General features: G+C 71.6%; 21 protein-coding genes and 2 pseudogenes. 11 read left to right on the top strand and 12 right to left on the bottom strand.

What is annotated here, in order from left to right; translation table 11 throughout:
• Positions 1-157: 157 nt before the first annotated feature.
• A pseudogene (locus tag ACFWRO_RS10780) lies at positions 158-500 on the bottom strand (hypothetical protein); the annotation flags it as partial.
• Positions 501-743: 243 nt separating this feature from the next.
• Here ACFWRO_RS10780 and ACFWRO_RS10775 point away from each other — a divergent pair.
• The 9 genes and pseudogenes from ACFWRO_RS10775 to ACFWRO_RS10735 all read left to right on the top strand — a co-directional run bounded on the left by ACFWRO_RS10775 (position 744) and on the right by ACFWRO_RS10735 (position 9,072).
• Entirely contained in the window at positions 744-1,157 is a 414-nt protein-coding gene (locus ACFWRO_RS10775; protein WP_384507367.1) for a hypothetical protein, read from the top strand.
• A gap of 42 nt (positions 1,158-1,199) precedes the next feature.
• A complete protein-coding gene (locus ACFWRO_RS10770; protein ID WP_384507364.1) occupies positions 1,200-1,859 on the top strand; it encodes a Crp/Fnr family transcriptional regulator in 660 nt (219 codons plus the stop codon).
• Positions 1,860-1,964: 105 nt separating this feature from the next.
• A complete protein-coding gene (locus ACFWRO_RS10765; protein ID WP_384507361.1) occupies positions 1,965-2,783 on the top strand; it encodes a hypothetical protein in 819 nt (272 codons plus the stop codon).
• Positions 2,784-3,038: 255 nt separating this feature from the next.
• Positions 3,039-5,117 (top strand): hypothetical protein, encoded by a 2,079-nt coding sequence (locus tag ACFWRO_RS10760; protein ID WP_384507358.1) that lies wholly within the window; start codon positions 3,039-3,041, stop codon positions 5,115-5,117.
• Entirely contained in the window at positions 5,114-5,815 is a 702-nt protein-coding gene (locus tag ACFWRO_RS10755) for a hypothetical protein (protein ID WP_384507355.1), read from the top strand. The genes ACFWRO_RS10760 and ACFWRO_RS10755 overlap by 4 nt, the downstream gene beginning before the upstream one ends.
• On the top strand, positions 5,812-6,060 hold the full coding sequence (locus ACFWRO_RS10750) for a hypothetical protein (RefSeq protein WP_384507352.1): 249 nt from the start codon (positions 5,812-5,814) through the stop codon (positions 6,058-6,060). Before ACFWRO_RS10755 ends, ACFWRO_RS10750 begins: the two co-directional genes overlap by 4 nt.
• A 385-nt stretch (positions 6,061-6,445) precedes the next feature.
• Positions 6,446-6,886: pseudogene (locus tag ACFWRO_RS10745) on the top strand (flavodoxin family protein); the annotation flags it as partial.
• Positions 6,887-6,970: 84 nt separating this feature from the next.
• On the top strand, positions 6,971-8,245 hold the full coding sequence (locus ACFWRO_RS10740; RefSeq protein ID WP_384507350.1) for a VWA domain-containing protein: 1,275 nt from the start codon (positions 6,971-6,973) through the stop codon (positions 8,243-8,245).
• Positions 8,245-9,072, top strand: a complete 828-nt coding sequence (locus ACFWRO_RS10735; protein ID WP_384507348.1) for a hypothetical protein — start codon at positions 8,245-8,247, stop codon at positions 9,070-9,072. The genes ACFWRO_RS10740 and ACFWRO_RS10735 overlap by 1 nt, the downstream gene beginning before the upstream one ends.
• A gap of 132 nt (positions 9,073-9,204) precedes the next feature.
• Here the strand turns inward: ACFWRO_RS10735 and lanKC are convergent, their stop codons facing one another.
• Entirely contained in the window at positions 9,205-11,715 is a 2,511-nt protein-coding gene (gene lanKC / locus ACFWRO_RS10730) for a class III lanthionine synthetase LanKC (protein ID WP_384507345.1), read from the bottom strand.
• Between the two features lie 215 nt (positions 11,716-11,930).
• On the bottom strand, positions 11,931-12,122 hold the full coding sequence (locus ACFWRO_RS10725; protein WP_384507342.1) for a hypothetical protein: 192 nt from the start codon (positions 12,120-12,122) through the stop codon (positions 11,931-11,933).
• Positions 12,123-12,351: 229 nt separating this feature from the next.
• On the opposite strand from ACFWRO_RS10725, the gene ACFWRO_RS10720 reads away from it, so the two are divergent.
• On the top strand, positions 12,352-13,467 hold the full coding sequence (locus tag ACFWRO_RS10720; protein WP_384507339.1) for a DUF6183 family protein: 1,116 nt from the start codon (positions 12,352-12,354) through the stop codon (positions 13,465-13,467).
• Positions 13,468-13,485: 18 nt separating this feature from the next.
• On the opposite strand, the gene ACFWRO_RS10715 is transcribed toward ACFWRO_RS10720, so the two are convergent.
• The 5 genes from ACFWRO_RS10715 to ACFWRO_RS10695 form a co-directional block, all read right to left on the bottom strand.
• Positions 13,486-14,163, bottom strand: coding sequence for a response regulator (locus tag ACFWRO_RS10715; RefSeq protein ID WP_384507336.1), 678 nt, complete (start codon positions 14,161-14,163; stop codon positions 13,486-13,488).
• Positions 14,160-15,533: a sensor histidine kinase gene (locus ACFWRO_RS10710; RefSeq protein ID WP_384507333.1), complete on the bottom strand. Its 1,374-nt coding sequence runs from the start codon at positions 15,531-15,533 to the stop codon at positions 14,160-14,162. The genes ACFWRO_RS10715 and ACFWRO_RS10710 overlap by 4 nt, the downstream gene beginning before the upstream one ends.
• Positions 15,526-16,707: an acyltransferase gene (locus ACFWRO_RS10705; RefSeq protein WP_384507330.1), complete on the bottom strand. Its 1,182-nt coding sequence runs from the start codon at positions 16,705-16,707 to the stop codon at positions 15,526-15,528. Before ACFWRO_RS10705 ends, ACFWRO_RS10710 begins: the two co-directional genes overlap by 8 nt.
• Positions 16,700-17,653 (bottom strand): alpha/beta hydrolase, encoded by a 954-nt coding sequence (locus ACFWRO_RS10700; protein ID WP_384507327.1) that lies wholly within the window; start codon positions 17,651-17,653, stop codon positions 16,700-16,702. Before ACFWRO_RS10700 ends, ACFWRO_RS10705 begins: the two co-directional genes overlap by 8 nt.
• 126 nt (positions 17,654-17,779) lie before the next feature.
• Positions 17,780-19,018, bottom strand: a complete 1,239-nt coding sequence (locus tag ACFWRO_RS10695) for an MFS transporter (RefSeq protein ID WP_384507324.1) — start codon at positions 19,016-19,018, stop codon at positions 17,780-17,782.
• Positions 19,019-19,083: 65 nt separating this feature from the next.
• Between ACFWRO_RS10695 and ACFWRO_RS10690 the strand changes: the two genes are divergently transcribed.
• Positions 19,084-19,470 carry a MerR family transcriptional regulator gene (locus ACFWRO_RS10690; RefSeq protein ID WP_384507322.1) on the top strand — a complete coding sequence of 129 codons (387 nt, stop codon included), beginning with the start codon at positions 19,084-19,086 and terminating at the stop codon, positions 19,468-19,470.
• Positions 19,471-19,511: 41 nt separating this feature from the next.
• Here the strand turns inward: ACFWRO_RS10690 and ACFWRO_RS10685 are convergent, their stop codons facing one another.
• From ACFWRO_RS10685 to ACFWRO_RS10670, 4 genes are all read right to left on the bottom strand, one after another.
• Positions 19,512-20,345 (bottom strand): hypothetical protein, encoded by an 834-nt coding sequence (locus ACFWRO_RS10685; RefSeq protein WP_384507319.1) that lies wholly within the window; start codon positions 20,343-20,345, stop codon positions 19,512-19,514.
• A gap of 141 nt (positions 20,346-20,486) precedes the next feature.
• A complete protein-coding gene (locus ACFWRO_RS10680; RefSeq protein WP_384507316.1) occupies positions 20,487-21,185 on the bottom strand; it encodes an alpha/beta hydrolase in 699 nt (232 codons plus the stop codon).
• 126 nt (positions 21,186-21,311) lie between these two features.
• Positions 21,312-21,791, bottom strand: coding sequence for a (2Fe-2S)-binding protein (locus ACFWRO_RS10675; RefSeq protein WP_384507314.1), 480 nt, complete (start codon positions 21,789-21,791; stop codon positions 21,312-21,314).
• Between the two features lie 15 nt (positions 21,792-21,806).
• Positions 21,807-24,185: a molybdopterin cofactor-binding domain-containing protein gene (locus ACFWRO_RS10670; protein ID WP_384507311.1), complete on the bottom strand. Its 2,379-nt coding sequence runs from the start codon at positions 24,183-24,185 to the stop codon at positions 21,807-21,809.
• Positions 24,186-24,200: the final 15 nt, after the last annotated feature.

Here is a 24,200-nt window from a genome sequence, read left to right as displayed (position 1 = left end):
GGTGCGCAGGCCTCAGGTTGCACCGTAGGCGAGGTCACGCACGACATGAACTGCCGGGTCTGACCGAGCCACATCGCGCCTGTCCGACGGCAGGTACTGCCACCGCTCGGGCGATCGTCGTTCTCCACCCCCAGCCATTGGGCTGAGCCCGCCTGGCCTATGGCTCCATGAGGAGGACGACTCGATCGGTCTCGACATCGAAGCCGAGGATCGGGTGGCCGTAGCCACCCTCCCCATCCATCAGCACCGGCTTGCCCAAACGCCACCCGATCTCCTGGAGAAAGCCGCACAGCACATCGAGTCGTTCCTGCCCCTGCAGTTCCTCGCAGGTCGACGTCGAAGTCGACCACCTCGTCGTCGAGGAAGCGGAAGATCGCCAGCACATCAGCAGACAGCCAGACCCGCAGGGTCGGGCACTCGGCATCGACCGGGCGGGACAGCGCGACCTCCGCCCGGGGCAACGGAAGCGCCGTCTCCCCCTCCGAGTACTGGTACTTCCAGACAGCTCACGTCGTCCCACAGCAGGTTAGCCACCCCGCCATGCTGCCCGAGCTTCTTGACGCGATGCACGGGGCTTTCGCTCGTGTGTGGGGAAGCGCTCGTGGTCTCTGCCCAGCGGAGGGCGGAAGCGGCACGGTCGACGGGCGAGAGTGGGCTTCGAAGTCGTCCGTCGACGAGAGGGGTTCGCTGTGGGGACACGGTGGAGTCGGGGTGCCGCGCGCAAGGGTGAGGCCTCACTGGAAGTGCTGCGTGCGCGGAGTGCCGAGCTGTTCGTGGAGGTGCAGCGGGCGGATACGAAGGCGACGGCTCTGTGCGGGGTGGCCGGGGGTTTGCTGGCGCTGGTCGCGGGGGTGTGGGTGTCGTCGCCGGTGCGCGGTCCGGTCGGGCCGGTCCTGGTAGTCGTGGCCGTACTGCTGGTGGCTGCCGTGGGGGCGGCGCTCATGGCTCTGCGACCCGTACTTCCCCGGGGAGTCAGTTCCGCATGGGAGGCCGATGGCGACCTTGAGGGCCTGACACGTCAGGAGGCCGGGCGGATGGCGGTGTTCGAGGGACTCGCACGGCGGAAGTTCGGTGCGGTCCGCTGGTCCGTCGATCTCGTCGTCGCCGCGCTGGCGGTGGCTGGATTGGGCCTGTTGATCGCCCTTTATGCCCCCTGAAACCATTCCTCCCCACGAGTGGGTTCCTACGTCTGGGGGGTTATGTACCAACCACACAGAGCCGTTCTGGGCGAGCCGCTGTGGGCCCAGTTGCGTGACCTGGCCCCGGTGCGGGTGCGTCCGGCGCGCAGCGTACTGCTGCGGCAGGGTGATCCCGGTACCCACGTGATCGTGCTGGCGGAGGGGTCGGCTTTGGTGACGCTGACCGGTTCCGACGGGGAGCGCGCGCTGTTGTCGGTACGGGGATCGGGCGAGTTGCTGGGTGAGTTGGCGGTCCTGGACGCGAAACCGCGTTCGGCGTCGGTGATCGCGGCGGAGGTCTGCCGCGTCCACCTCGTGCCCGCGGCCGACTTCCTTCGGTTCGTCGAGGGAAGCGGTCTGGTCAACTTGCTGCTCAGACACGCGATCGCGCGGATCCGGGAGGGGGAGGCCGTCCGGCTCGAACTCGCCACCGCCTGCGTTCCCGTACGTCTGGCGAATTCTCTGGGTCGGCTTGCCAGGGCGGCCCCGGCGGCCCGGCCGGGAGTGGTCGTGCGCCTGACGCAGGCCGAGTTGTCCCAGATGATCGGGGCCTCTCGCAATGCCGTCGGTGCGGCGATCAAGCCGTGGCGAGAGCAGGGGTGGCTGGAGACCGACGCCGGCGGTGGGCTGTTGATCCATGACATCGCGGCCATCGAGGCTCAGGCCCGCGGCGTGAAGTGACCGGGCACACCCGCACGGTGCCAAGTAGTGGGCACCACGGCGCGGACGGGCCGCTGAACATGGGGCAACCGATTTCCCACTCCTGACCGAAAGGTCGGTGCCACCATGCTCCCTCTCCCGTCCGCGTCGCTCGACGTCCCGCCCGAGCACGCGCTCCTGGCCGTCGACATGCAGGGCTATAGCAAGATCCCGGAAGCCAGGATGGCGCCGGTGCGGTCGGACCTGGACGACGTCCTCTTGACCGTCCTGGCCCAGAGTGGTTTCGAGGACCCCCGGGCCGTGCCCGGCGCGTACAAGGACACGGGCGACGGCGCGATCTTCGTGCTGCCCGCCAAGGAGACCGCCCGGCTGATCGATCCGCTGCTCGGCCACCTGCACGCGGCGCTCGTACGGTACGAGCAGGGGCGGCTGACCGACGCCCCGCCGATCCGGCTGCGCGCCGCCGTGCACCTCGGACCGCTGACCCTGCCCGACCACCGCGGCGACGCCATCAACGAGGTGTGCCGGCTCCTCGACAGCGATGCCGTCCGCCAAGCCCTGGCCGCGGCAAGCGAACACGAGAACGGGTTCCTGGCGGCCGTCCTCTCGGAGCCGGCCTACCGCCGCACCGTGCGTGCGGGACGGACGACGGAGCTGGCCGAGGAGCACTTCCTGCCGACGGTGGCACGGGTCGAGGGGAAGCCACACTTCGAGGAGGGGTGCCGGCTCTACGTGCCAGGACTGACCCCGTACTTCCTCGGCCTGGCGATGTCCGCGAAGGCCGCTGAGGCAACGCCCCGCACCAGCCGGGCCCTCGGGACAGCCGTGCCGCCCGCACCGGCAGGAGCCACGTCGCCCGCTTTCCAGATCAACGGTGCCATGAACGACCCGACGCTCATCAACCAGGTCGAGGGAGACGTGCGCATCGAGCGGCGCCGGCCCTGATCCCGTCCGCGTCCCCTTCTTCATCCCCGGCCCGTTCGGAAAGGAACCCCGCGCATGACCTCGGCTGATCCCCTAGTACCTCCCGACTCCGTCCCTCCCAGCCCCGAGAGCGGCTTCCCCGCCGGTGACTTCGGTGATGGCGGCGAATTCGCCGACCAGGCGGCCCCGCGCAGCGCTCCTGTCTGGCCCCCGATTGCCCCGCCCGCCCCCTCGTGGCCCGCTGACACTCCGGTCGGTGAACCCGCCGATCCGCGCGTGATCGTCATGCCTCCCTTCGATCCCGGCCCGTGGCAGGTGCCGGTCACGGTGAACAACCCCGAAGTGGTCGTGGGCAGTGTCGCTGGCAACCTCAACTTCGAGACCAGGAAGGGGAACATCCTCGAAGGCTCCGTCCTGGCCCGTGACGCCATCAAGCAGACCCCGATGGTCCGCTCGGGGCAGTGGACCGAGGTGTGGACGCGTGCGCTGGATCCCGGGACGACACCGGCCCGTCTGCGCAAGCCGGTGCTGATCATCGTGGCTCCCCGTTCGTACGGGTCGACCACGTTCGCCCTGCACCTGCTCGCCGAGACCACCGACGACCCCACCACCATCATCAAATTGGACGCCGACTGGAAGACCCCCAAGGTGGGACGGCTTCCGCAGGAGCACCGCCACGCGTACCAGCTCGATCTCAAGGACCCCGATACGGACAGCATCTCGACGGACTTCCTCGACCATCTCGAAGACCATGCCGCGAAACTGGGACGCCTCGGGTCGACGCTGGTACTGACCGTGGCCAAGGACCTCTGGAGCAACCTCCCCGCACCGGCCCGTACGGGAATCCACGTCGTCCATCTGACCGCGCCGCCCCCGGCACGCGACGTCGTCGAGGCCCATCTACGGGCACGGAAGCTGCCCGGTCTCGTCTCCTACGTGCGTTCCGGCAGTGCGGCTGAGGACTCGCTGAACGGCCGAGACGCCGTGGAAGCGGTCCGCGCGGCCGACGCGATCAAGGACGCGTGGCAGGAGCACAAACGCCTGACGGGCACCGCGCTGCCGATGGACGAGGCGTCCTGGCGGCCCACGGTCGACGACGGGCTCTCGGCACGCATCACCGCCGCCCTGTCCGACTGGCGGGACAAGCTCGACCACCTGTTCGGGGAGACCATCACGACACACAGCAACAAGGAAGACTCCCTACCCCTCGAGGACCGCTGCCTGCTGCTCGCGCTCGCCGTACGCCAGTCCGCCCCCATGCCCCAGGTAGCCAAGGCCGCCCGCACCCTGCAGAACATCATCAGCACGAACGACGCGGCCAAGGGCGGCTTCGCCTCCACGCCCGAGGCCGTGTTCGCGGGACGCGGGCTGCGCCGCCGCGTCGTCGACGTCGGCGCCGGGGTCGACACCCACGACAACGTCGTGTTCGACCAGCCCGGCTACGGCAGGGCCGTCCTGACCTACGTCTGGGACAACTACGAGATCATGCGCGAACCCATGCTGAAGTGGCTGGTGAACGGCGGGGAGGGTGCCGGGGACGGCGAGCGCGTCGTCGAGGCACTCACCGTCCTGACTCTGCGGCACGGGAGCACCCCTCAGTTCCAGCAGCTCGGCACCCTCGCCCGAGCCGGCAAGAAGGCCCTGCTCAGTGCAGTGATGGTGCGGGCCGTGCGGGACGAGCACGCGGGCCGCCACGCCTGGGGCACACTGTACGGGTGGGCGTCGGCCGCCGAGTACGCCTCGACGGTCATCGCCACCTGCCGCGGCGTTCTTGACGCCACGGACGTGACCCCGTCCCAGGCCAGGATGGCCATGGTCCGGCTGCGCCGCGTCGCCAAGCACGCCCGGGACGAATCGGTCCTGGCCGAAGTCCTCGACGTCTTCGAGGAGCTGGTGACCCGGCCCGGGAGCGTTCAACTGCTGGTCTCCGAAGTCCAGGCCTGGCAGCAGTCGGGGAAGCCCGGCAAGGGCGGTCCTTTGGCCTTCCTCGCCCTGACGTCGGTACGGGACGACACCGGGCCGTGGCTCCTCTCGCAGGGCGCGCTGCCGAGCGTGGACGTGGAACGTGCCTTGCAGACCCTGCTCGGCGACATCACCACGGCACCGGGCACCATCGAACGGATCACGGGATGGGTCGGCGCATCGGCCACCGACCCAGCCTCCTATGCCCGGATCCGGGACCGACTGCTCCCGGCGCTGCGCGAACAGAAGTTGTTCAAGGCCGTCAAGGAGCTGATGGAGGCTCTCGACGAGGTTCACCTCGACGATGGGGCGAACGCGGCGGAGGATTTCTGGGGCCGGCTCGTCGACCCGCGCGTAGGCGCGATGTTCCCTCTCAACGGGACCTCGGCGTGAGGTGGCCCTGGCAACGCCCGGCGCGCGTCGCCCACTGCACCCAGCCCCGGATGCTGCCCTGTGCCACACCAGACATCTATTTCGAGGCGACATTCACCGTCGAATGGCGTCCTGCCCTGCGTACCCGCCCCAGCCTCGACGAGCTCGTCCTCAGCCGGACCGTGGCACGGGCCGGCGAGATCGCACGGCACTTCACGGCCATTGAGGTCCGCACCGCGCAGGACACCATCAACGCCGAGCTCGGCTCCGGACAGCACACGCGCGGCACCTCCTACCGCTGCCTGGCCGCCCGCGCGGAGCTCGGACTGTCGGCGGAGGCACACGCGACCATGGCCCAGCGGCAGGCCGACGAGGAGCGCGTTCGACGCCTGCGCTTCCTGCGTGCCCACCTGTACGACCATCCCGATCTGTTCGTACTCGACCGGATCGAACAGCAAGCGGGCTGTCCCGGTCCTGAGCAGGTGGCGGACTGGCACCGTCTGGCCCGGTCACTCGCCGCGTCCGGCCGCTGGTGGGAACCCTTGCTCGAACAGTGGCAGAGCGTCGGCCGGGGCTTCACCGACGTCGAACTGCAGAATCGGGCCTTGATCGCCCTCCACGACGCTCTCGGGGCTCTGCACGGTGAGGAGACGTCCTACCAATCCACCAGGATCGCGTCCGTACCCGCCAAGGTCTCCGTGGAGGGGCCGACGGCATGAGGCTGACGCTGATACGGCTCCTGCTCGACCCCCGCACCAGCTGGCGCGCGCTCCGCATGCGGCGCGAACCGGCCGCCGACGGACTGCCCTTCGACGCGATCTGGCGCCAGGCCCGCATGTTCAGCGCGCCGGACGAGATGGTGTACCGGATGCACGGCCACCGATTTCCCGTAGGACAGGAGGAAGAACAAGGGAAGGAAGACGGTCTCGCCGGGCCGCAGGCAGGCGCACCTGGCCCCCGTTAGATACCTCGCGGGCCGCCCTGCTCGAGGCCGTACGCACGATCGGCGAACATCTTCTCAATCATGCTGCGTCAGGGTGGTGGCGGCAGAAGTTCAGACGGCGGCGTGCAACCTTCCCCGTCCCAAACAGGCTCGCGGCCATCCCTGCGCGGACGGGGAGCAGGTGTACGCGTCCTGTCGGCGCGCTCGATCGCGGGGCCATCCCCGCAGGTGCGGGGAGCAGGCTTAAAGCTCACCTTGGTGATCCCGTCACCGAGGCCGAGAACCTCGCGGATTTCCTCGTCCGTGCGGCGCACGAGTTCCACCAATACGCGGAAGCCGCGTTGGCGATCTCATGGGTGAACTGCCTGCCAGAACTGCTGGTCAGATAGGATGCCAGAGTGTTCCGCCGATCTGGCTCGGCGACAACAGCTCCGTGATGAAGCGGGTGATCGAGCGGCTCTACGGCTGCTCCGGCCTGCTCAACAGCGAGGGCCAGTACGCGTACTACGGCCGGGTGGGCGGCTGTCTGATCACCGGCAACGAGGACGGCGTCAAGCACTGCGCGATGAACGTGCTCTACAGCCTGCAGCACCTGGGGTACGTGATCCCGCCGCAGGCGGACGCGGGCTGGATCGGCGAGGCCGGGCCCGGGCCGTCGTATCTGGAGCCGGGTTCGGGCGGACCGGAGAACGACTTCACCAACCGGAACACCTCGTTCATGGCCTGGAACCTGATGCATCTCGCCGCCATGCTCAAGCGGGCCGGCGGGATCCCGGCCCACGGCAACCAGCGCGCGGCCTGGGACGCGGGCTGCCGCGAGGACTTCCCGAACCCCGAGCACCGCTAGCGGAGGCACCCGCGGACGGCCCCTCAGGAGTCCGCGCACGGGGCCGTTTTGGATTGTCGGACGATCATCCCTACGATCCGGCCCATGATCACGAGAAAACGGCTGTCGACCGGGGCCTGCGCGCTGCTCGCCGTCCTGGCCGTCGGGCTGTTCCCGAGCGGTGCCTCCGCCGACGAACCGGCGGCGAAGGAATCCCCCAAGGTCGAGCTGGTGCTCGACGTCAGCGGCTCGATGCGGGCCACCGACATCGACGGCAAGTCCCGGATGGCCGCCGCCAAGCAGGCCTTCAACGAGGTGCTCGACGCGGTGCCCGAGGAGGTGGAGCTCGGCATACGCACCCTCGGCGCCGACTACCCCGGCGACGACCGCAAGAAGGGCTGCAAGGACACCCGGCAGCTCTACCCGGTCGGCCCGCTCGACCGCACCGAGGCCAAGACCGCCGTCGCAACCCTCGCCCCCACCGGCTGGACCCCCATCGGGCCCGCCCTGCTCGGCGCGGCGGAGGACCTCAAGGGCGACACCAACGCCACCCGGCGGATCGTGCTCATCACGGACGGCGAGGACACCTGCGCCCCGCTGGACCCCTGCGAGGTGGCGCGTGACATCGCCGCCCGGGGCATCCACCTCACCATCGACACGCTGGGCCTGGTGCCGAACGCCAAGATCCGCCAGCAGCTCACCTGCATCGCGGAGGCGACCGGCGGCACGTACACCTCCGTCCGGCACACCGAGGAACTTTCCAAGCGGGTCCGACAGTTGGTCGACCGGGCGGCCGACCCGGTCGTCACCCCGGTGGCCACCCAGGGCACCGAGCGCTGCACCGACGCCCCGGTGCTCAAGCCGGGTCTGTACACCGACCGCGAGACCTTCGGTCAGCACCGCTGGTACCGGGTGGACGTGCTGCCCGGTCAGGAGCTGCGCGCCGCGGTGAGCGTGTCCGCCGACCGCGCCGTCAACAACGACTACGGCGTGCTGCTGCGGGCCGTGACCCTGCGCGGCCGGGAGATCGTCCGCGGCTCGGAGGCGGGCGACGGACGCACCGACGTCATCTCGACCGGTCTGCGCTACCCGAAGCAGCCCGTGGACGGCGTCGACGCGGACAAGCCCGCGGCGGAGACCGTCTGCCTGCAGATCAGCAACTCCTTCTCCGCGCCCCCGTCGGTGAAGACGACCCCCGGCATGCCGATCGAGCTGGCCCTCGACATCGTCGACGCGCCCGACGAGGCGTCCGACGTGGCCGCGTTCGGCCTCGGCCGCGGCTGGTGGCTGCTCGGGGCGCTCGTCCTGGCCGGTTTCGTGGGCGGTCTGCTGTGGGGCTGGGTGTCCCGCTGGCGCGTCGCCGTCTGGAGGACCAACTGATGCGTACCGTACGCGCGCTGACCACCGCCCTGCTCGCGGGAGCCGCGCTCCTCGGCCCGATCGCCGTGCCCGCCGTCGCGGACTCGGCGACCCCGACCCCGAGCGGCGGCGCGAGCGCCGACGCTCAGGCCGGTCCGACCGAGGCCGGCACCACCTTCCGTACCGCCGCCTTCTTCCGGCAGGGCCAGCAGGCCACCGCGGAGGCGTCCACGGGTGACTACCTGTACTGGGTGTTCCCCGCCGACACCGGGCAGCGGCCGACGGTGACGGCCTCGGTCACCCTGCCCGAGTCCACCGCCCGGCACGGCGCCTCCACCTGGCGGATCGACGTCTACGACGGGCTGCGCCGCCGCCAGCCGTGCATGTACGGGATGCAGTCCCGCCCCGCGGCGAAGGAGGCTCCCACGGTGGAGCTGTCCTGCACCCTGCGCCCGGTCCGCCCGTGGGCGGACACCTGGGACGACGACCCGCTGCCCGGCAGCTACTACGTCCGCCTCACCGTGACGGGGCTGCCCGAGGAGGACCTCGGCCAGTCGTTCACGGCCCGCGTCGGCGCCGTCTCGGCCGAGAAGGGCGGGGCGTACGTGGGCGGCGGCTCGCTCGCCGCGCCGCTGGTGCCGAGTGCCACGACGGAGGACGCGGCCGTGGCCGGCGCGCCGTCGGCGGTCGAGGCCCGGGCGCCCGAGGACGGCTGGTCCTCGGGCTGGTGGTCGGACCGCTGGATCTGGACGGCGGTCGGCGGCGTACTCGCCGCCCTGGCCGGCGTCGCGGGGTACACCTTGACGCGCGGCTCCGGCCGCCCGTCCCGGGTGCCGCCCGCGGTCTGACGCCCGCCGTCGCACAACACCGAGCGGTCACGGGTCCCCAGCGGGGGGCCGTGCCCGCTCGTGCTGTGACCGGAGCGGTTCGCCGTGTTGCTCCCCTTGTGGGAAGTGACTCCTCCGACCGGCAGGGGGCGTTCAGTCCAGAGCGAGCAGGGACAACGGGGAGACCGGGGTGTCGGTCAGCGCGGCGTGCAGGGCCAGCAGGACACCGGCGGAGCCAGTGGCCAGGTCGGCGGAGAACCGCAGCATCTGGGCGCCGGGGATCAGGAGCCTGCCCGAGTCGTGGACACCGTGCCAGGCCAGCCGGGCGGCCTGAGCGGTGACCGCGGTGCGTGGTGCGCCGAGCGCGGCGAGTCCGGCGGCCAGACCGGCCCGCCCCTGCAGCAGACCGGGCTCCCGGACGAACAGGTTCGTGCAGGCCAGCCGGGTTCCAGCGACAAAGGCGGTGATTTCGGGGTCGTCCTCCCCGGCCGCCGCGAGGTAGGCGTGGGCAACCATGGCGATACCGGCGCTGCCCATGCCCAGGTAGACGAGGTAGCGCTCGCCCGACCGCTGCACCTGGACGGTTCCGTCCGGTCGGGTCACGCATCGTGACATGTCTTGTGCAAGGGCGGCGCGGGAAGCGCGGAGCCACTGTGTGTCGCCTGTTGCCTGGTGGAGCGCGAGGTGCAGGAGTGCCGGGCCGCTCGCGCCGAGGAGCAGACCGGCCTCGTCCGGCGGGTCCACCGGCTCGTCGGCCAGGCGCTCACCGATGCGCAGCGCCGCGGTGAGGTTGCCCAGCTTGAGCTGGACGATCCCGACCCCGGCCGCTCCGGTGGCCAGTCCTCTCGCCGATGGGGGCGGTTCGGCGGCGCGGTCGGCCAGTTCGAGGGCTTCCTCTCGGCGACCGAGGTCCGCGAGCACGGAGGCCGTGCCGTGCAGTCCGTGGAACAGCCCTCCGCCGGCGTTCGCGTCGGCGCGCCGTGCCGCGGTGAGCAACCACTCGGTGTACGTCTCCGGGACTGGTTCGCCGATTCGGTGGAGGGCGCCGAGCACACCGGCCGCGCCGTGCGCCAGCGTGTGCCCGCCGTATGTGAACACCTCGGGGGCGCCCGGGAACAGCCGGTCGGTGCGTTCGGGGGTCGCGGCGGAGTGCACGCCGGCCGTCAGGGCCCGACGCAGTGCCGGCCAGTCCGGGCGGGCGGCACTGCCGTCCAGCCAGCCCGCGTCATGGTCGGGAATGCCGAACAAGGCTCGTACGGCGTTCTCGTCGGCGTCGGGACCGGGCACTGGCTCCTCGGCGGGGAACGGGAACCGGTCGATGGCCAGTCGCACCATGGTGGTGGCTTTGCCCGGATGGCGGTCCCGCAGCTCGGTCATCGGCAGCAGCATCCAGAGCCGCAGCATGTCCAGCGCGTGCAGGTCGGCCTCGGCGCCGGTGAGGTGGGCGGGCGGGGTGAGCCCGGCTGCGCCGGGGCGTGGGGCGTCCGGTTCGTCGAGGGGCGCGGCATACTCGAAGTCGATCAGGGCGGCCGTGCCGTCCGGGCGGATGATGACGTTGCCCGGGTGCAGGTCCCCGAATGCCATGCCGTTGGTGTGTACGGCAGCGAGGGCCTCGCGGATGCTCCCCACCACGCCGTCCACCCATGCGACGTAGTAGGCCAGATCTTGTCGGGTGTGCCCGACATGGACCAGAGGGGTTCGGGCGATGACCGCGTGCAGCAGCGTTTCACCCTCGACGTACTCTTCCGCCAGATACAGATGTCCCCAGATTTCGTGCAGTCCGAATACCTGGGGGACGCACGGCAGTTCAGCGAGGCGGCGTAGTGTGGCGTACTCCCGGCGAAGCCGCTCCTGGGCATCCGCACCGTACGGGTCCAGCCCGCTGTGCGGCCGGGCCTCGCGCAGGACAAGGCGGTCGCCGGTGCGAATGTCGTCAGCCAGGTAGACGCCGCCGGCATTGGTGAAGTGCAGAGCGTCGCGTACCACATAGGGCGGGCCGGACTCCATGTCGTTCTCCCTGGCGGCCATGTGCGGCACGAGCACGTCAGGAACGGTCGCCCAGGTCGGGGTGCGAAACACCGGCCGTCGCTCGTCGGGTTCGAATGCTCCGGACGGCCCCCTCAGCACGGGAGTCGGCACGCCGTCCGGCCCTGGACGGTACCGAGGACGGAAGGCACCGTAGCGTACGTGCACCGGGCTGTTGCCGATACGCAGGTCGCTGAGGATATAAGGACCGCGCCTGCCCTTCAGCGCGGCGGACAGCTCCTCGACCAGTTTGCCGAACTGGGCCTCGTCCGCAGGGTAGACGGTGAGGAATTTGCCACTGCTGGGCCGCGGAGTGTGCGTCGCGGACATAATTCGCAGCATGTCTGCGCTCCGCAGGAATTTGAACGGCACCCCGGCGGCGAAGCAGATACCGGAGACGGCGGCCAACGTGCTGGGAGCCTCTGCCGGGAGGGCGGCGAGGTGAATCTTCCACCCCTGCTCGGGTGGTTGATGATCGATGGGGGTGAGCACGGTCCAGATGCCCTGAGCCAAGCAGCGCCATCCGCCGGGAGCTTCGGGGAGAGTGAAGTGCGCGTCCGCATCGGCCAACTGGTCGAGGGCCTCGTAATAGCGTCGGTCTGCAAGACAGTAGAGCTGACTGGTCTGTAGGTCGGGCACGCGCTGCTCTTTCCCTGATCCGAGGTCCGGGCGGACGAGCCCCGCAGGCAACCGACCCGCCCGGGTGCCTCCCGCGGGCTCAAGCACCTGACCGTCAGTAGGCCCGGGGCCGTTCGGTGAATCGCCCCGCCTTCGATTCGAAAGGAAGGCGGGGCGATTCAAGACTTCCTGCAGGCCCCCGGCATGCGCGCCGCGGGCCTAGAGTCTGTGATCTGTCACTGCTCGGCGGCTGTGATGACGACGCTGAGCAGGCTGAAGCAGCTGCCGGCCTCGAGGTCCGCCCCGGGTCGACCCTGCCGCTCCAGAATCCGATCCAGGGACTGGCTGATGGATTCCTCCGCCAGCTTCCTCACCTTTTCGTACTCGGGGCCTTCGAGGATCTTCGAGACGGTCGATGCGTTACCCATGGCGTTTTCTCCTGTGTGGGGGGAGAGACCTGCTGGATCTGGCCGCGATTCTTCCGCCTGCCATCATTCAGGCCCACAGGGGACGCTATGCCCTGAAACGCCGGTGCGGCCTGAGATGGGCCGCCATTCGAGGGTGGACCGTAGCTGTTCGGTCTAATGGCCGCAGAAGCATTTCCGCAGGCTGAGGGGCATCCGATGGGCCCCGTCCTGTGCCCATAGCCTTGGCCCCATGCCCGAATCGACCACCGCCACCACGACCGCCACCACCCTGCCGAACGACGCCTCGCTGAGGGTCTATGCCGTCACCGACCCCGAGCGGCTCTACGACTTGGCCGTCGAACCGGCGCGCGGGGCACCCACCTGGTACGCCCCGGAGGTCCTGAAGCTCGTCGAGTTCCTGACCGCTGGGCACTCCCAGGCCGCCACGGACTGCGCGGTACGGCTCGGGGAGCACGCGGCCCGGCTCGGCGAGGCGCCGGGGGCCGCCGCCCTCATGGCCCATGTGGCGCACGAGTTGGTGCGGCGGCCGAGCTCGGCGGCGCTCCGCCCGCACTTCGAGGGGCCACCGGTGGCGGACGATCCCACCACGGAGTTCCGCGCCTCTCTGCTCCATGAGATGGCCCTGCGCTGGGGCCTGCGCGACGAACCGTACGTGACGTTCCAGGCGGGGCTGCGCGAGCTCGGTCATCCGCTCTCCTGGCTGCCCCTCGCCTCCTTCTACTTCGAGAACGCCATGCGGGAACGGTCCTGGATGAGGGGCGCCATGCTCAGCTCCCTGCGTCCGGAGGAGCTGTACGCCGCCTACCCGGCGATACCGCCGACGACCGCCGGGGCCGAGGCCGGGCGGGCGGCCCGGCGGGTGTCGGACGGGCGGCGCACCGAGGCGGCCGTCGCCCCCCTGGCCGAACTGGGCCGCTACGCGGCGGAGTTCTTCACGCTGCCCGTGGCGCTGGATCCCGTCGACTTCAACTCCGGGCTGCTGACAGCCCTCGGCTCGACCTGCCTGGCAGGGTTCACGCCGGAGACCCTGGCGACGGCCCACACCACGGCGGACGACGTGGCCGGCGATCTGTTCGTCCCGGCGTTCGACGGCGGCATGTGGGGCGACGGCAGGCCGAGGGCGTACTCCAGGCTGGTGACCTGGCGTGCGATGTACGCGCTGATGGACCTGGACCTGTCGGTGGAGCTGGGTGACGCTGTTCGGGCCGCCGCCGAGCACCGCTGGCTGCGCCTCGCGCCGGGCCGGAGCGACTTCTTCTTCGGCGATCTGTCGGACGTCGCCTTCGCCGTCCTCGACCCGACGCGCACGCGGGTCGCGGTCGTCGCGGCCACCGACACGGACTGACGGACGACAGCCGGTGGTTCAGCGGCCGGCCGGACGCACCAGGCCGGTGTCGTAGGCGTAGACGGCGGCCTGGGTGCGGTCGCGCAGGCCCAGCTTGACCAGGATGCGGCTCACGTGGGTCTTGACGGTCTGCTCGGCCACGACGAGCCGGGCGGCTATCTCGGCGTTGGACAGTCCGTTCGCGATCAGGGCGAGCACCTCGGTCTCGCGCTCGGTCAGATCGCCGACCCGGTCCTTGAGCGGGACCCTGGGTGCGGCGGTGACCCGGGAGAACTCGGCGATGAGGCGCTTGGTGATGTGGGGCGCGAGCAGGGCGTCGCCGCTCGCCACCACCCGTACCGCGTGGGCGAGTTCCTCGGCGGAGGCGTCCTTGAGGAGGAAGCCGGAGGCTCCGGCGCGCAGCGCGTCGTAGACGTACTCGTCGAGGTCGAAGGTGGTCAGGACGAGCACCTTGACGGTGGAGTCGGCGGGTTCGGTGAGGAGGCGGGTGGCTTCGATGCCGCTCGTGCCCGGCATGCGGATGTCCATCAGGACGACGTCGGGGGCTAGTCGGGCGGTCTGGACGACCGCGTCGGCGCCGTCGACGGCCTGGCCGACGACCTCGATGCCGGGCTCGGCGTTCAGCAGCACTGTGAAGCCCTGACGGACCATCATCTGGTCGTCGGCGATGAGGACCCGGATCGTTCCGCTGGTCATGTGCCGTCCTTCTGTGGGGTGTTACGGGAGGTCGAGGAGGTGGGGAGCACGGCGGTCGGGCTCGGGACCGGGAGGGTGGCGGTCACCTCGTAGCCGCCCTCGGGGGTGGGGCCCGTGGCCAGTTCGCCGCCGAGCATGGCGGTTCGTTCGCGCATGCCGAGAAGGCCGTGGCCAGGTCCCTGAGACAGCGGGGCGGCGGCCTGGTCGACGGGGCGGGTCGGCGGGGTGTTGGCGACGCGGAGGGTGAGCCCGCCGGCCTGGTGGCGGATCTCCACGCGCACGTGGGCTCCGGGGGCGTGCCGCATCGCGTTGCTGAGCGCCTCCTGGACGATGCGGTACGCGGAGAGTTCGATGCCGGGCGCCATGGGCCGGGGCTCTCCGGTGGTCGTGGCGTCGACGGTGACGCCTGCGGCGCGGACGTTGTCGAGGAGTTCGCCGAGGCGGTCCAGGGTGGGCTGGGGCGCGTCGGCGCCGCGTTCGGCGGCGGGGTCCTCGGCGCGCAGGACGCCGAGGACGCGGCGGAGTTCGGTGAGCGCCTCGACCGCGTTCTGGCGGATGCCGGCGAGGTGCTCGCGCAGCTCGTCGGAGGGGTTCTCGACGAGGTGGGGGGCGACCTGGGCCTGGATGGAGATGACGGACATGTGGTGGGCGACGACGTCGTGCAGTTCGCGGGCGATCCGTCCGCGCTCCTCCAGGAGGGTGCGCCGGGAGCGCTCCTCCGCGGTGAGGACCTGCTGGGCGCTGAGTCGGGTCCGGGCGACGCGGCTGCTGCGCAGCGCGACGCCGACGACCACGGCGGTCGTGAAGGCGATCGTCCCGCCCGTCAGGGAGCCCCCGGCCGAGGCGAGGAGGAGGTTGAGCGCGCCGGACAGGACGGTGACGGCAAGGGCGAAACCGGCGGCCGGCGCCGAGACCCGCAGGGCCAGCAGGAACAGGAGCAGGGTGTGCAGGGCGATCCCGAACCCGCTCCAGGGCCAGAGAGGCGCGTCGGCGGCGTGCTGGGTGCTCAGCCCGATCAGGAAGAGCGCGGTCGTGGAGATCCACCAGGCTCCGGCGGGCCGGGACAGCGCGAGGACGAGCGCGAGCACCTGGACGGTGACGAGCGCGCGGGCCTGCCCCGAGCCGGAACCCTCCACCCTGGAGTAGACGTTGATGTCGCCGATGCCCACGAGCACCGCGAACAGCACGACGTGGGCGTGGGGCAGCCGACCCAGCCAGGTGTTGCGGGGCAGCGGGTCGCGCGCCCAGGTCCCCAGTTCGTCGCGGAACGTGCGCGGCGTCTCCCGCAGCCCGTGCCACATCCGCATGCCGTAGCTCTCCCCCACCCGCTCCCCCATGTACTCCGGCTTCCGCGCGTCAACCCTAGGCACGTCGTGCCTCCTTCCTCTCGGCGGGGCGCCGGTCGCGCGGTGCCTGGGCGGGCCTGCCGCCCTTTTCGTACGTACGGAACGCGGCGCAGCAGACCAGCAGCGCGGCGGCGAAGAGTGGGAGCCAGGCGACGCGGGCGAGCACCCAGCCGTACCCGTCGGGGACGGAGTGCAGGCCCAAGAACGCACCGTGGCCGAGGAGTTCGCCCGCGAGCAGTCCGGTGGCGGTGACGGCGATCATCGCGGTCTGGTGCCAGAGGAAGACGGTCATCGCGCCGAGATTGAGCACCGCCACGGCCGCCCAGGCGGCGGGCCGGCGCAGGACTCTGCGGAGCGGGTCGAGCAGCAGCAGGGCGGCGCCGCACTGGGCCAGGCCGAAGGTGACGGCGGCGAGCGTGGGCGGGTTGAGGTTGGAGACCGGGGCGCCGGGGACGCCGACCATGGCGGCGGGGTAGCCGGCGAAGAGGACGAGGAGGGCGGTGGTGGCGACCCCGCCGATCAGCAGGACCCAGCCGGTACGGCGGTCCTTCAGCCCGTTCCGGGACCAGGCCGCGCCGAGGCAGTACGGGACGAGCCAGCCGGCGGCCACGTTGATCCAGCCGAGCCGGTCGACCCAGCCGGGCCCGTCGAGGCCGAAGCGGATCAGGTCGACGTGGAGGACGACGGCGAGAGGCCAGAGCGGGTGGACGCGGGCGACGAGCGGGGTCGCGGCGGTGAGCGCGGCGAAGACGAGCAGGAACCAGAGCGGGGAGAGCACGAGCTTGCCGAGGGTGTGCACGGTCTGCCAGGGCACTCCACCGGCGAGCATCGCGAGCGCGACCACGGTCCACACCACGAGCACGGCGGCGACGGGCCGGAAGAGCCTGCCGAGGCGGGCCCCGAGCCAGTGGCGGTAGCTCTCGTGCCGGGCGCGGGAGGCGGCGTGGCCCCGGGCGGCCACGAGCCCGCCGACCAGGAAGAAGACGGCCAGGGTCTGGAACACCCAGGAGACCGGGGTGAATTCGGGCAGGTGGGTGAGGGGGCTGGCGCCACGCACCGTACCGCTGTCGGCTATCAGGGCGGTCACGAGCCAGTGGCCGAGGACGACGCCGAGGATGGCGAGGGCGCGCAGCGCGTCGAGGGCACGGTCCCGGCCGGGTGGGGTGGCGGACTCGATAAGGCGGACGAGGTCACGCACGGGTGGGCTCCCTTCCCTCCACGATCCGGGCGAAGTTGGCGAGCGGTACGGAGCCGGGCACGAGGTAGTCGCTGTGTCCGCCGGACCCGGCGTCGAAGACGCGGGCGCCGAACGCCGGGTCCAAGGGGTCGGTGCCGAAGCCGAGTTCGCCGAAGGGCAGCGGCAGCCGCAGGTGCGGTACGTGCGCGATCCAGTCGGCGGCGCCCCGGCCCGCCCACACGGTGGCCCCGGTGCGCAGGTCGGCGGCGCTGTCGGCGCCGGTGCCCGGGCTGCCGTAGAGGACGAGCGCGTCGGCGGGGAGCCCGTGGGCGGCCTCGGCGCAGACGACGGAGCCGTACGAGTGGCAGAGGAGGGTGATCCGGGCGCCGGGCTTGGCAGCCCGCAACTCGGCGGCGAACGCGCGCAGTTCGGGGGCGGACTCCTCGGCGCGCCCGGGGGTGACGGCGGCGGCGCTCGCGGTGGCGGGGGTGCTGTACCCGAGCCAGGCGAGGACGGCGGACCGCTCCCCCAGCTCCCGCTGGAGGGCGACGGCGCCGGCCCGGAACCGCTCGCTGCCGAGCGCGGTGTCGGAGCCGGGGACGAGGACGGCGACGCGGTCGGCGCGGGCGAGGTCGCCGACGGCCTCGACACTACGGCCGCCGTCGCGGCCGTCGAAGGAGAGGAGGTGCCGGTCCCGGCCCGCCATGGCGCGCAGGGCGGCGGCCCGCTTCCGGTCGTCGTAGTCGGCGGCGGTCCGCGCGGCGGCGAGGACCGCGTCCCGGTTGATGGCGTACCGGGCGTCGAGGGTTGCCGCCGTGGCCGGGGCGAGTGGGCCCAGCGCGGGCGGCGCGGGCGCGGGGACGGCGGCGGGGCGGGCGGCGCCCGCGGTCGGCACCGCCACGGAGGCGATGACGAGCGCGGTGAGCAGCGTGCGGTGCAGCCGGCGGCTGCGCGGGCGGGACGCCATGGCGTGTCCTTCCGTACCGGAGTGGTTCGTCGTTCCGGTGCCGAAGGTATGGATCACGCGTTGTGGTCGGCGTCCCGCCGGAGGGGACAGTTGGTAAGTAGCTCCGAAGTATGACGAGTAGGGGCGTCACCCGTCGGCGCGGCCTCGCCGGGCGGGGAATCCGTGGGTGCGGGCCGCCGTGACGGCGGCGAGGACCAGGATCAGGAGCGCCAGGACGCTCCAGGGCAGGGCGCCCGCGCCGAGGCGGTCGAGCAGCAGGCCGCCGACGATGCCGCCGCCCGCCATGGCCGCGTTCCAGAGGCTGACGAGCATGGTCTGCGCGGTGTCGGCGGCCTCGCCGCCGGCGTCGCCGACGGCCGTCTGCAGCAGGGTCGGCGCGCCACCCCAGCCGAGCCCCCACAGCGCCGCGGCCGCGTAGACAAGGGCCGGGCTGTCCGCCGCCACAGCGAGCGCGCCCGCCGCAACCGCGAACAGGGCGGCGCCCGCGAGGGTCAGGGACCGTACGCCCCGGTCGATGCGCAGGCCGGTGAACCAGATGCTCAGGAGCGAGGCCGCGCCGAAGACGAGGAGGACCGCGCCGGTGGAGCCGCCCATGCCCAGGTGGTCGAGGAAGGCGGCGACGTAGGTGTACAGGATGGTGTGGGCGAGGACGAGGACGAGGGTGACCAGGAGGACCGGTGCGACGCCGGGTACGGCCAGGGTCCGCCGGATCGGTGCCCGGCCGCCCCGGGGCTGCCCGGGGAAGTCCGGGACGCTCAGGGCGATCCAGCCGGTCAGGACGGCGGCAAGGGCGGTCATGAGGAGGAACGTCACCTGCCAGCCGAGGGCGGCGCCGAGGAAGGTCCCCGCGGGCACGCCCAGGGAGAGCGCGACCGGGATGCCGGTCATGACGACGGCGATCGCCCGCCCCTGGAGGTGGACGGCCACCATCCGCCGGGCGTAGCCGGCGAGCAGGGCCCAGGCGAGACCGGCGGCGACGCCCGCGAGGAACCGGGCGGCCATGGTGAGCGGGTAGTGGGTGGAGAGCGCGGTGACCGTGTTGGCGACGGCGAAGCCGGCGACCGCCGCGAGCAGCAGCCGCTTGCGGCGCCAGGAGGCGGTGGCGGCGGTCAGCGGGAGGGCGGTGAGCGCCGTGCCGATGGCGTAGATGGTGACCGACTGGCCCATGGCGGGTTCGCCGACGCCGAGGTCGGCGCTCATCGCGGGGAGGACGCCGGCGGGCAAGGTCTCGGTGAGGCTGGTGATGAAGACGGCCGTGGCCAGGGCGAGGAGCGCGGGCCAGGGCAACCGGGCGGACGGGAGCCGGTCCTCGCGCAGGTTCTCACGCGTGGGTGAACCGGCCTTCTGTGCGGTGTGGTTGCTCATGCCACGTATGCTGAAACCCTCACATTGATGTGAAGGTCAAAGCGAGTTGCTGTGAGGTGGACCACATGCGCATCGGAGAACTGGCGGACCGCACCGGCACCCCGCGCCGGATGCTGCGCTACTACGAGGAGCAGGGCCTCATCGTCGCCGATCGCCTGCCGAACGGCTACCGCGTGTACGACGAGTCGAACGTGGACCGGGTCCTGCAGATCCGCGGCCTGTTGGACGCGGGGCTGCCGACCCGGATCATCAAGCAGATCCTGCCCTGCCTCGACAAGCCCCGCGTCATCCACTTCCCCGACGCCACACCGGAGATGCTCGCCACGCTGGAGGGCGAGCGGGACCGGATGACCGAGCGCATCCGGTTCCTGACCCGCAACCGTGACGCGGTGGCCGAGTATCTCGATGCCGTACGGGAGAAGTTGGCGACGGGGTCGGTCGCCACGACCTGAGCCCGCCGCTCTCCGAGACGGGCGGAACGCGTGGGCCCGGATCAGCCGTTGGGGTAGGCGCGGGCGATCAGCTTCTGGCGCAGGACCGTCCACTGGGCCGTCATGTCGTGCACCAGGTAGAGGTCGCGGCGGCGCGTCCAGGCCTGGCCCGACTCGGCGTCGTACGTCCCCGGAAGCTCGACCCCGCGCGGCGCGAACGCCCGCATGCCCCGGTCGCGGGTGGTCTGCACGCACCGCTTCACGTGGTCGCGGAAGCCGACGACGCCCGCCGTGCCGATGCCGCCGGGGAGCGCCTTCCGGGCCTCGGCGACCTGGGCGGCGACACCGTCGGTGGAGAGGTAGGTGATGGTCCCGTCCGGGGCAACGACCGGCTCGATCGAGGTCACGTCCGTCATGTGGTGCTTCGACTCCAGGAAGCGGGCGATCTCCCACTGCGCGTAGACGGGCACGTTCCGGCGCTTGCGGAGCGCGGCGACGGTGTCGGCCAGCGCCTCGTTGACCGGGCCGGGCTCGTAGCGCACCTTCGACGGGTCGCCGCCGCCGGCCGGGGGACGGTTGCCGAAGCCGTACGCGACGACGAAGTCGATCTCGCCGAGGGCGACCGTCTCCGGGCGCCAGTCGAAGCCGACGTCGTACAGGTGCGGGACGAGGGCGCGGGCGGCGACCTTGTCGTCCAGTTCGGCGGCGAGCACCGCGAGCATGTGGTGCGGCAGCCCCTCGCCGCCCCGGCCCTCGCTCCCTCGGCCCTCGCTCCCGCGGCGCTCGTCCGGACGGCGGTCGTCCGCGCGGTCCGAGGCCTGCGCCGGAGGCGCGGCCAGGACGGCCGGGGCGGCTATGGCGGCGGTGACGGCTGCTGCGAACTCACGTCGTTGCACGGGAGGGGCCTCTCTCTGTGTCGTACCCAGGAGGATCCTGGGCACGACACGGGAAGCCATGACGAACACAACCGGAAGGGGCGGCGCCGCTCTCGTGACAACTTGGGCGGACAGACGGCCGGGCGGCCAGACGGACGGCCCTCAGGCGCCCGCGCTCGCGCCCGCCGCCTCCTCGATGAGGTCGGTCACCGGACCGGGCTGGGAGGCCAGGGAGGCGTGGCCGGCGTCCAGTTCGACGGTCTTGCGGGGGTTCATGCGCTGGGCCATGCGGCGCTCGTTGTCCGGGTGGATCATGCGGTCGCCGGTGGAGACCTGGTACCAGCTCGGCTTCGCGCGCCAGGCCGGGGCGGTGACGTTGTCGCCGAAGGTCGATCCGAGCGGCGCCTTCTGCGTCACGGCCATGACCAGCGCCTCGTCCGGCGACACGTCCTGGGCGAAGCTCTCGTGGAACTTGTCCTGCTTGATCCAGAGGTAGCCGTCGGAGTCCGGAGCGATGTTCGCGAACGCCGCGGGAGGCATTTCCTGAGTGATCCCGCCCGGGCTCTCCCCAGCGTCCGGCACGAACGCGGCGATGTAGACCAGACCGGTGACGTTGGGCAGATCGCCCGCCTCGGTGATCACCGCACCGCCGTACGAGTGGCCCACCAGCACCACGGGGCCGTCGATCTGCCGCACCATCTTGCGGGTGCGTTCGGCGTCGTCGGCCAGCGAGGTCAGCGGGTTCTCCACCGCGTGCAGGGACCCGAAGCCGCGGCGGCGGAGCTCGACGATGACCTTGGCCCAGTGCGCGGCACCGCCCCAGAAGCCGTGGACCAGGACGATTGCGGGCTTGTCAGCCATGGGATCTGCCTTTCGGGGGATGCCGAGGAGTGCCGGGGACCGGCGGGGTGGCCGAGGGCCGTCCCGTCCAGCAGAGCGCATCCGCGCCGCCCCCGCACACCGAGCTCACCGCCCTCACCGCCCTGGTCAGGGCATCCGGCGGGCTCCCGCCACGATCGCCTCACGGATCCGGTTGTAGGTGCCGCAGCGGCAGATGTTGCGGATCTCGTCGAGGTCGGCCTCGCCGATCTCGCGCCCGGCCTCGCGCGCCGCGCGGACCTTGGCGACGGCCGTCATGATCTGCCCGGGCTGGCAGTAGCCGCACTGGACCACGTCGAGATCCAGCCACGCCTCCTGCATGGGGTGCAGCTCCTTGCCGACGGTCCCCGGGAGGCCCTCGATCGTGGTGATCTCGTCGGTCGGGGCGATCTCCTTGACCGGCACGGAGCAGGGGTTGAACGCCTTGCCGTTGATGTGGCTGGTGCACGCCTGACAGACGCCGAGCCCGCAGCCGTACTTGGGCCCGGTGACGCCGAGGACGTCACGGAGCACCCACAGCAGCCGGACGTCGTCCTCGACCTCGGCCGTGACGGCCTTGCCGTTGAGGATGAAGGTGTGGTGCGGCACGGTGGCTCCTGGGTCCTAGAAGGCGCGGTCGAGGCCGTCGACCGGCGAGGCGGGGATCGGCGGGGTGGTCGGCAGCGGCTCGAAGGCGAGCGGCTCGGCGTGGTTGACGGGGAAGGTCGTCGGCATGGTGCCGGTGGCCCGGCCGTACGCGCAGGCCACCGCGGCCATCGCGGCGCCGACGGCCAGCTCGCCCGCGCCGCCCGGCCGGTCCGAGGTCGGCGGCATGACGACGATCTCCAGCTCGGGCGGGGTGTTCCACTGCCGGGTGTAGAAGTAGTTGTCCCAGCTCCCCTCCTGGAAGTGGCCGTCCCTGAGGTGGAGGCCCGAGGTGAGGGCGACGGCGATGCCGTCGATGATGCCGCCCATCATCTGGGCCTCCAGGCCGCGCGGGTTGACGGCGAGGCCGACGTCGACGGCGCACACGACCTTGGTCACGCGGGGGCCGGTGTAGGCGTCGTGGATCTTCCGGCCGGTGGTCTCCGGCCGGCAGTCGATCTCGGCGAGCACGGCGACGAAGGCGTGGTACTCGGGGTGCAGCGCGATGCCCTGGGCCGTGCCCGCGGGCATCGACCGGCCCCAGTCGCCCACCTCGGCGACCTTGTCCAGGACCGCGCGGGCCCGCTCCTCCTTCAGGTGCTTGCGCCGGAACTCGTACGCGTCCTTGCCCATGCGCTTCGCGAGCTCGTCCACGACCAGCTCCTGCGCGCACCGGACGTTGGGCGAGTAGATGCCGCGCATGGAGCCGGTGTTGAAGCGCTTCTCGGTCTCGCTGAGCAGCTGGGTCGTGACCCCGAAGTGGTACGGGCTCTGCTGGGTGAGCGCGAAGATCGTCTCGGAGAACGCGAGGTCACCCACGGGCAGTTGGGCGGCCGTGGAGGTGATGATCTCGCCGAGGCCGTGACCGAAGTCGGTGGCTACGGAGGTGTGGCGCTGCTCGTACGACAGCACCTCGCCGAGCGTGTACGTGGCCCGGACCCGGGACGTCGACATGGGGTGCGTACGGCCCTGGCGGAAGTCGTCGGTCCGGTGCCACATCAGCTTCACCGGCTTGCCCATGGCTCGCGAGATCTCGGCGGCCTCGCCGGCCGCGTCGTGGAAGAGCTTGCGGCCGAACGAGCCGCCGCCCTCGGTGACATGGACCTTCACGGCGGTGACCGGGAGACCGAGCTGGAGGGCGATCTGCTCCTGGGCGACGATCGGCGTCTTCAGGCTCGCCCAGATCTCGGCCGAGTCCGAACGGACGTCCGCGACCGCGCAGTTGGTCTCCAGGGCGCTGTTGCTGGAGAAGTGGAAGGTGAAGCGCGCGTCGACGGCCTTCGTCAGCAGGGGCAACGTCGGTACGACGAGAGGGAGTTCCGCCGCCCGCAGCTTCCGCTGGACGGTCGCGTCGGAGGCGGCTTCGGCGGTTCCGGGTCCCCAGGTGACCTTGAGGGCGCGGACGGCGTCGACGCACTGGCCGAACGTACGGCCGCGGACGGCGACGCCGCTGGAGATCCGTACGACGTCGGTGATGCCCGGCATGGCGCGTACCGCGGCCAGGTTGTCGACCGAGCGCACGGTGCCGTTGATCGTCGGCGGCCGGCAGACCATCGTCGGCAGGGCGTCGGGCACCTGCACGTCCATGGCGAACCTCTTGCGGCCCGTCACGGCCTCCAGGGCGTCGATCCGCCGCTGGGCGGTGCCGATCACCTTGAACTCGGACGGCTTCTTCAGGGCGACCGAGACCGCCGTGTCGCTCACCGCGGCCGCCTTCGCGGCGAGTTCGCCGTAGCCGATGCTGCGGCCGGTCGCGGAGGAGACGATCGCGCCGGCCTTTGCGGTGAGCGAACCCAGCAGCTCGCCGAGCTCGAGCGCGGCGGCGCGCAGCAGCCGGCCCCTGGCGACGGCGGCGGCGACGCGGATGGGGGTGAAGGTGGCGATGGTGGTGTTGGAGCCGCCGGTCATCTGGTTGAAGAGCAGCTCCGGACGGGCGTCCGCGAGGGTGACGCGCACCTTCTCGAGCGGCAGGTCGAGCTCCTCTGCGATCAGCATGGCGGAGGAGGTGGTGATGCCCTGGCCGACCTCGGCACGCGGCAGGGCGAAGGACGCGGAGCCGTCGGCCTCGATGCGGAGGGTGATCAGGTTCGCGGTGGGCAGGGCGGCATGCGTGAGCATGTCGTTGAGATCGTAGATCTCGGAAGGCCCGGGCAGGGACGGCACCAGCGCGGGCGCGGCGGCGACCGCAGGGGCGGGGGCGAGGACCGCCTCGCCGAGCTGCGCGGCGACGGTGAGGGTCGGTGCCGCGAGGACGTACCCGATGAAGCGGCGCCGGTCGGGTCCCGACTCCCGCTGTTCTCGGTCCTCCTCCCGGTCCTGCTGTCGGCCCTGCTGGTGCGCGTCGTCCCGCACGGTCATCGACTGCCCTCTCCA

Source organism: Streptomyces sp. NPDC058579, from assembly GCF_042718575.1.
Classification (GTDB): domain Bacteria; phylum Actinomycetota; class Actinomycetes; order Streptomycetales; family Streptomycetaceae; genus Streptomyces.
This window is presented reverse-complemented; position numbering and strand designations above follow the sequence as displayed.

Bases quoted from the DNA above. Each gene is read 5' to 3' on its own strand.
- ACFWRO_RS10770 (WP_384507364.1), top strand. From the start codon at position 1,200: ATGTACCAACCACACAGAGCCGTTCTGGGCGAGCCGCTGTGGGCCCAG.
- ACFWRO_RS10765 (WP_384507361.1), top strand. From the start codon at position 1,965: ATGCTCCCTCTCCCGTCCGCGTCGCTCGACGTCCCGCCCGAGCACGCG.
- ACFWRO_RS10750 (WP_384507352.1), top strand. From the start codon at position 5,812: ATGAGGCTGACGCTGATACGGCTCCTGCTCGACCCCCGCACCAGCTGG.
- ACFWRO_RS10740 (WP_384507350.1), top strand. From the start codon at position 6,971: ATGATCACGAGAAAACGGCTGTCGACCGGGGCCTGCGCGCTGCTCGCC.
- ACFWRO_RS10735 (WP_384507348.1), top strand. From the start codon at position 8,245: ATGCGTACCGTACGCGCGCTGACCACCGCCCTGCTCGCGGGAGCCGCG.
- ACFWRO_RS10725 (WP_384507342.1), bottom strand. From the start codon at position 12,122: ATGGGTAACGCATCGACCGTCTCGAAGATCCTCGAAGGCCCCGAGTAC.
- ACFWRO_RS10720 (WP_384507339.1), top strand. From the start codon at position 12,352: ATGCCCGAATCGACCACCGCCACCACGACCGCCACCACCCTGCCGAAC.
- ACFWRO_RS10715 (WP_384507336.1), bottom strand. From the start codon at position 14,163: ATGACCAGCGGAACGATCCGGGTCCTCATCGCCGACGACCAGATGATG.
- ACFWRO_RS10700 (WP_384507327.1), bottom strand. From the start codon at position 17,653: ATGGCGTCCCGCCCGCGCAGCCGCCGGCTGCACCGCACGCTGCTCACC.
- ACFWRO_RS10695 (WP_384507324.1), bottom strand. From the start codon at position 19,018: ATGAGCAACCACACCGCACAGAAGGCCGGTTCACCCACGCGTGAGAAC.
- ACFWRO_RS10690 (WP_384507322.1), top strand. From the start codon at position 19,084: ATGCGCATCGGAGAACTGGCGGACCGCACCGGCACCCCGCGCCGGATG.
- ACFWRO_RS10680 (WP_384507316.1), bottom strand. From the start codon at position 21,185: ATGGCTGACAAGCCCGCAATCGTCCTGGTCCACGGCTTCTGGGGCGGT.
- ACFWRO_RS10670 (WP_384507311.1), bottom strand. From the start codon at position 24,185: ATGACCGTGCGGGACGACGCGCACCAGCAGGGCCGACAGCAGGACCGG.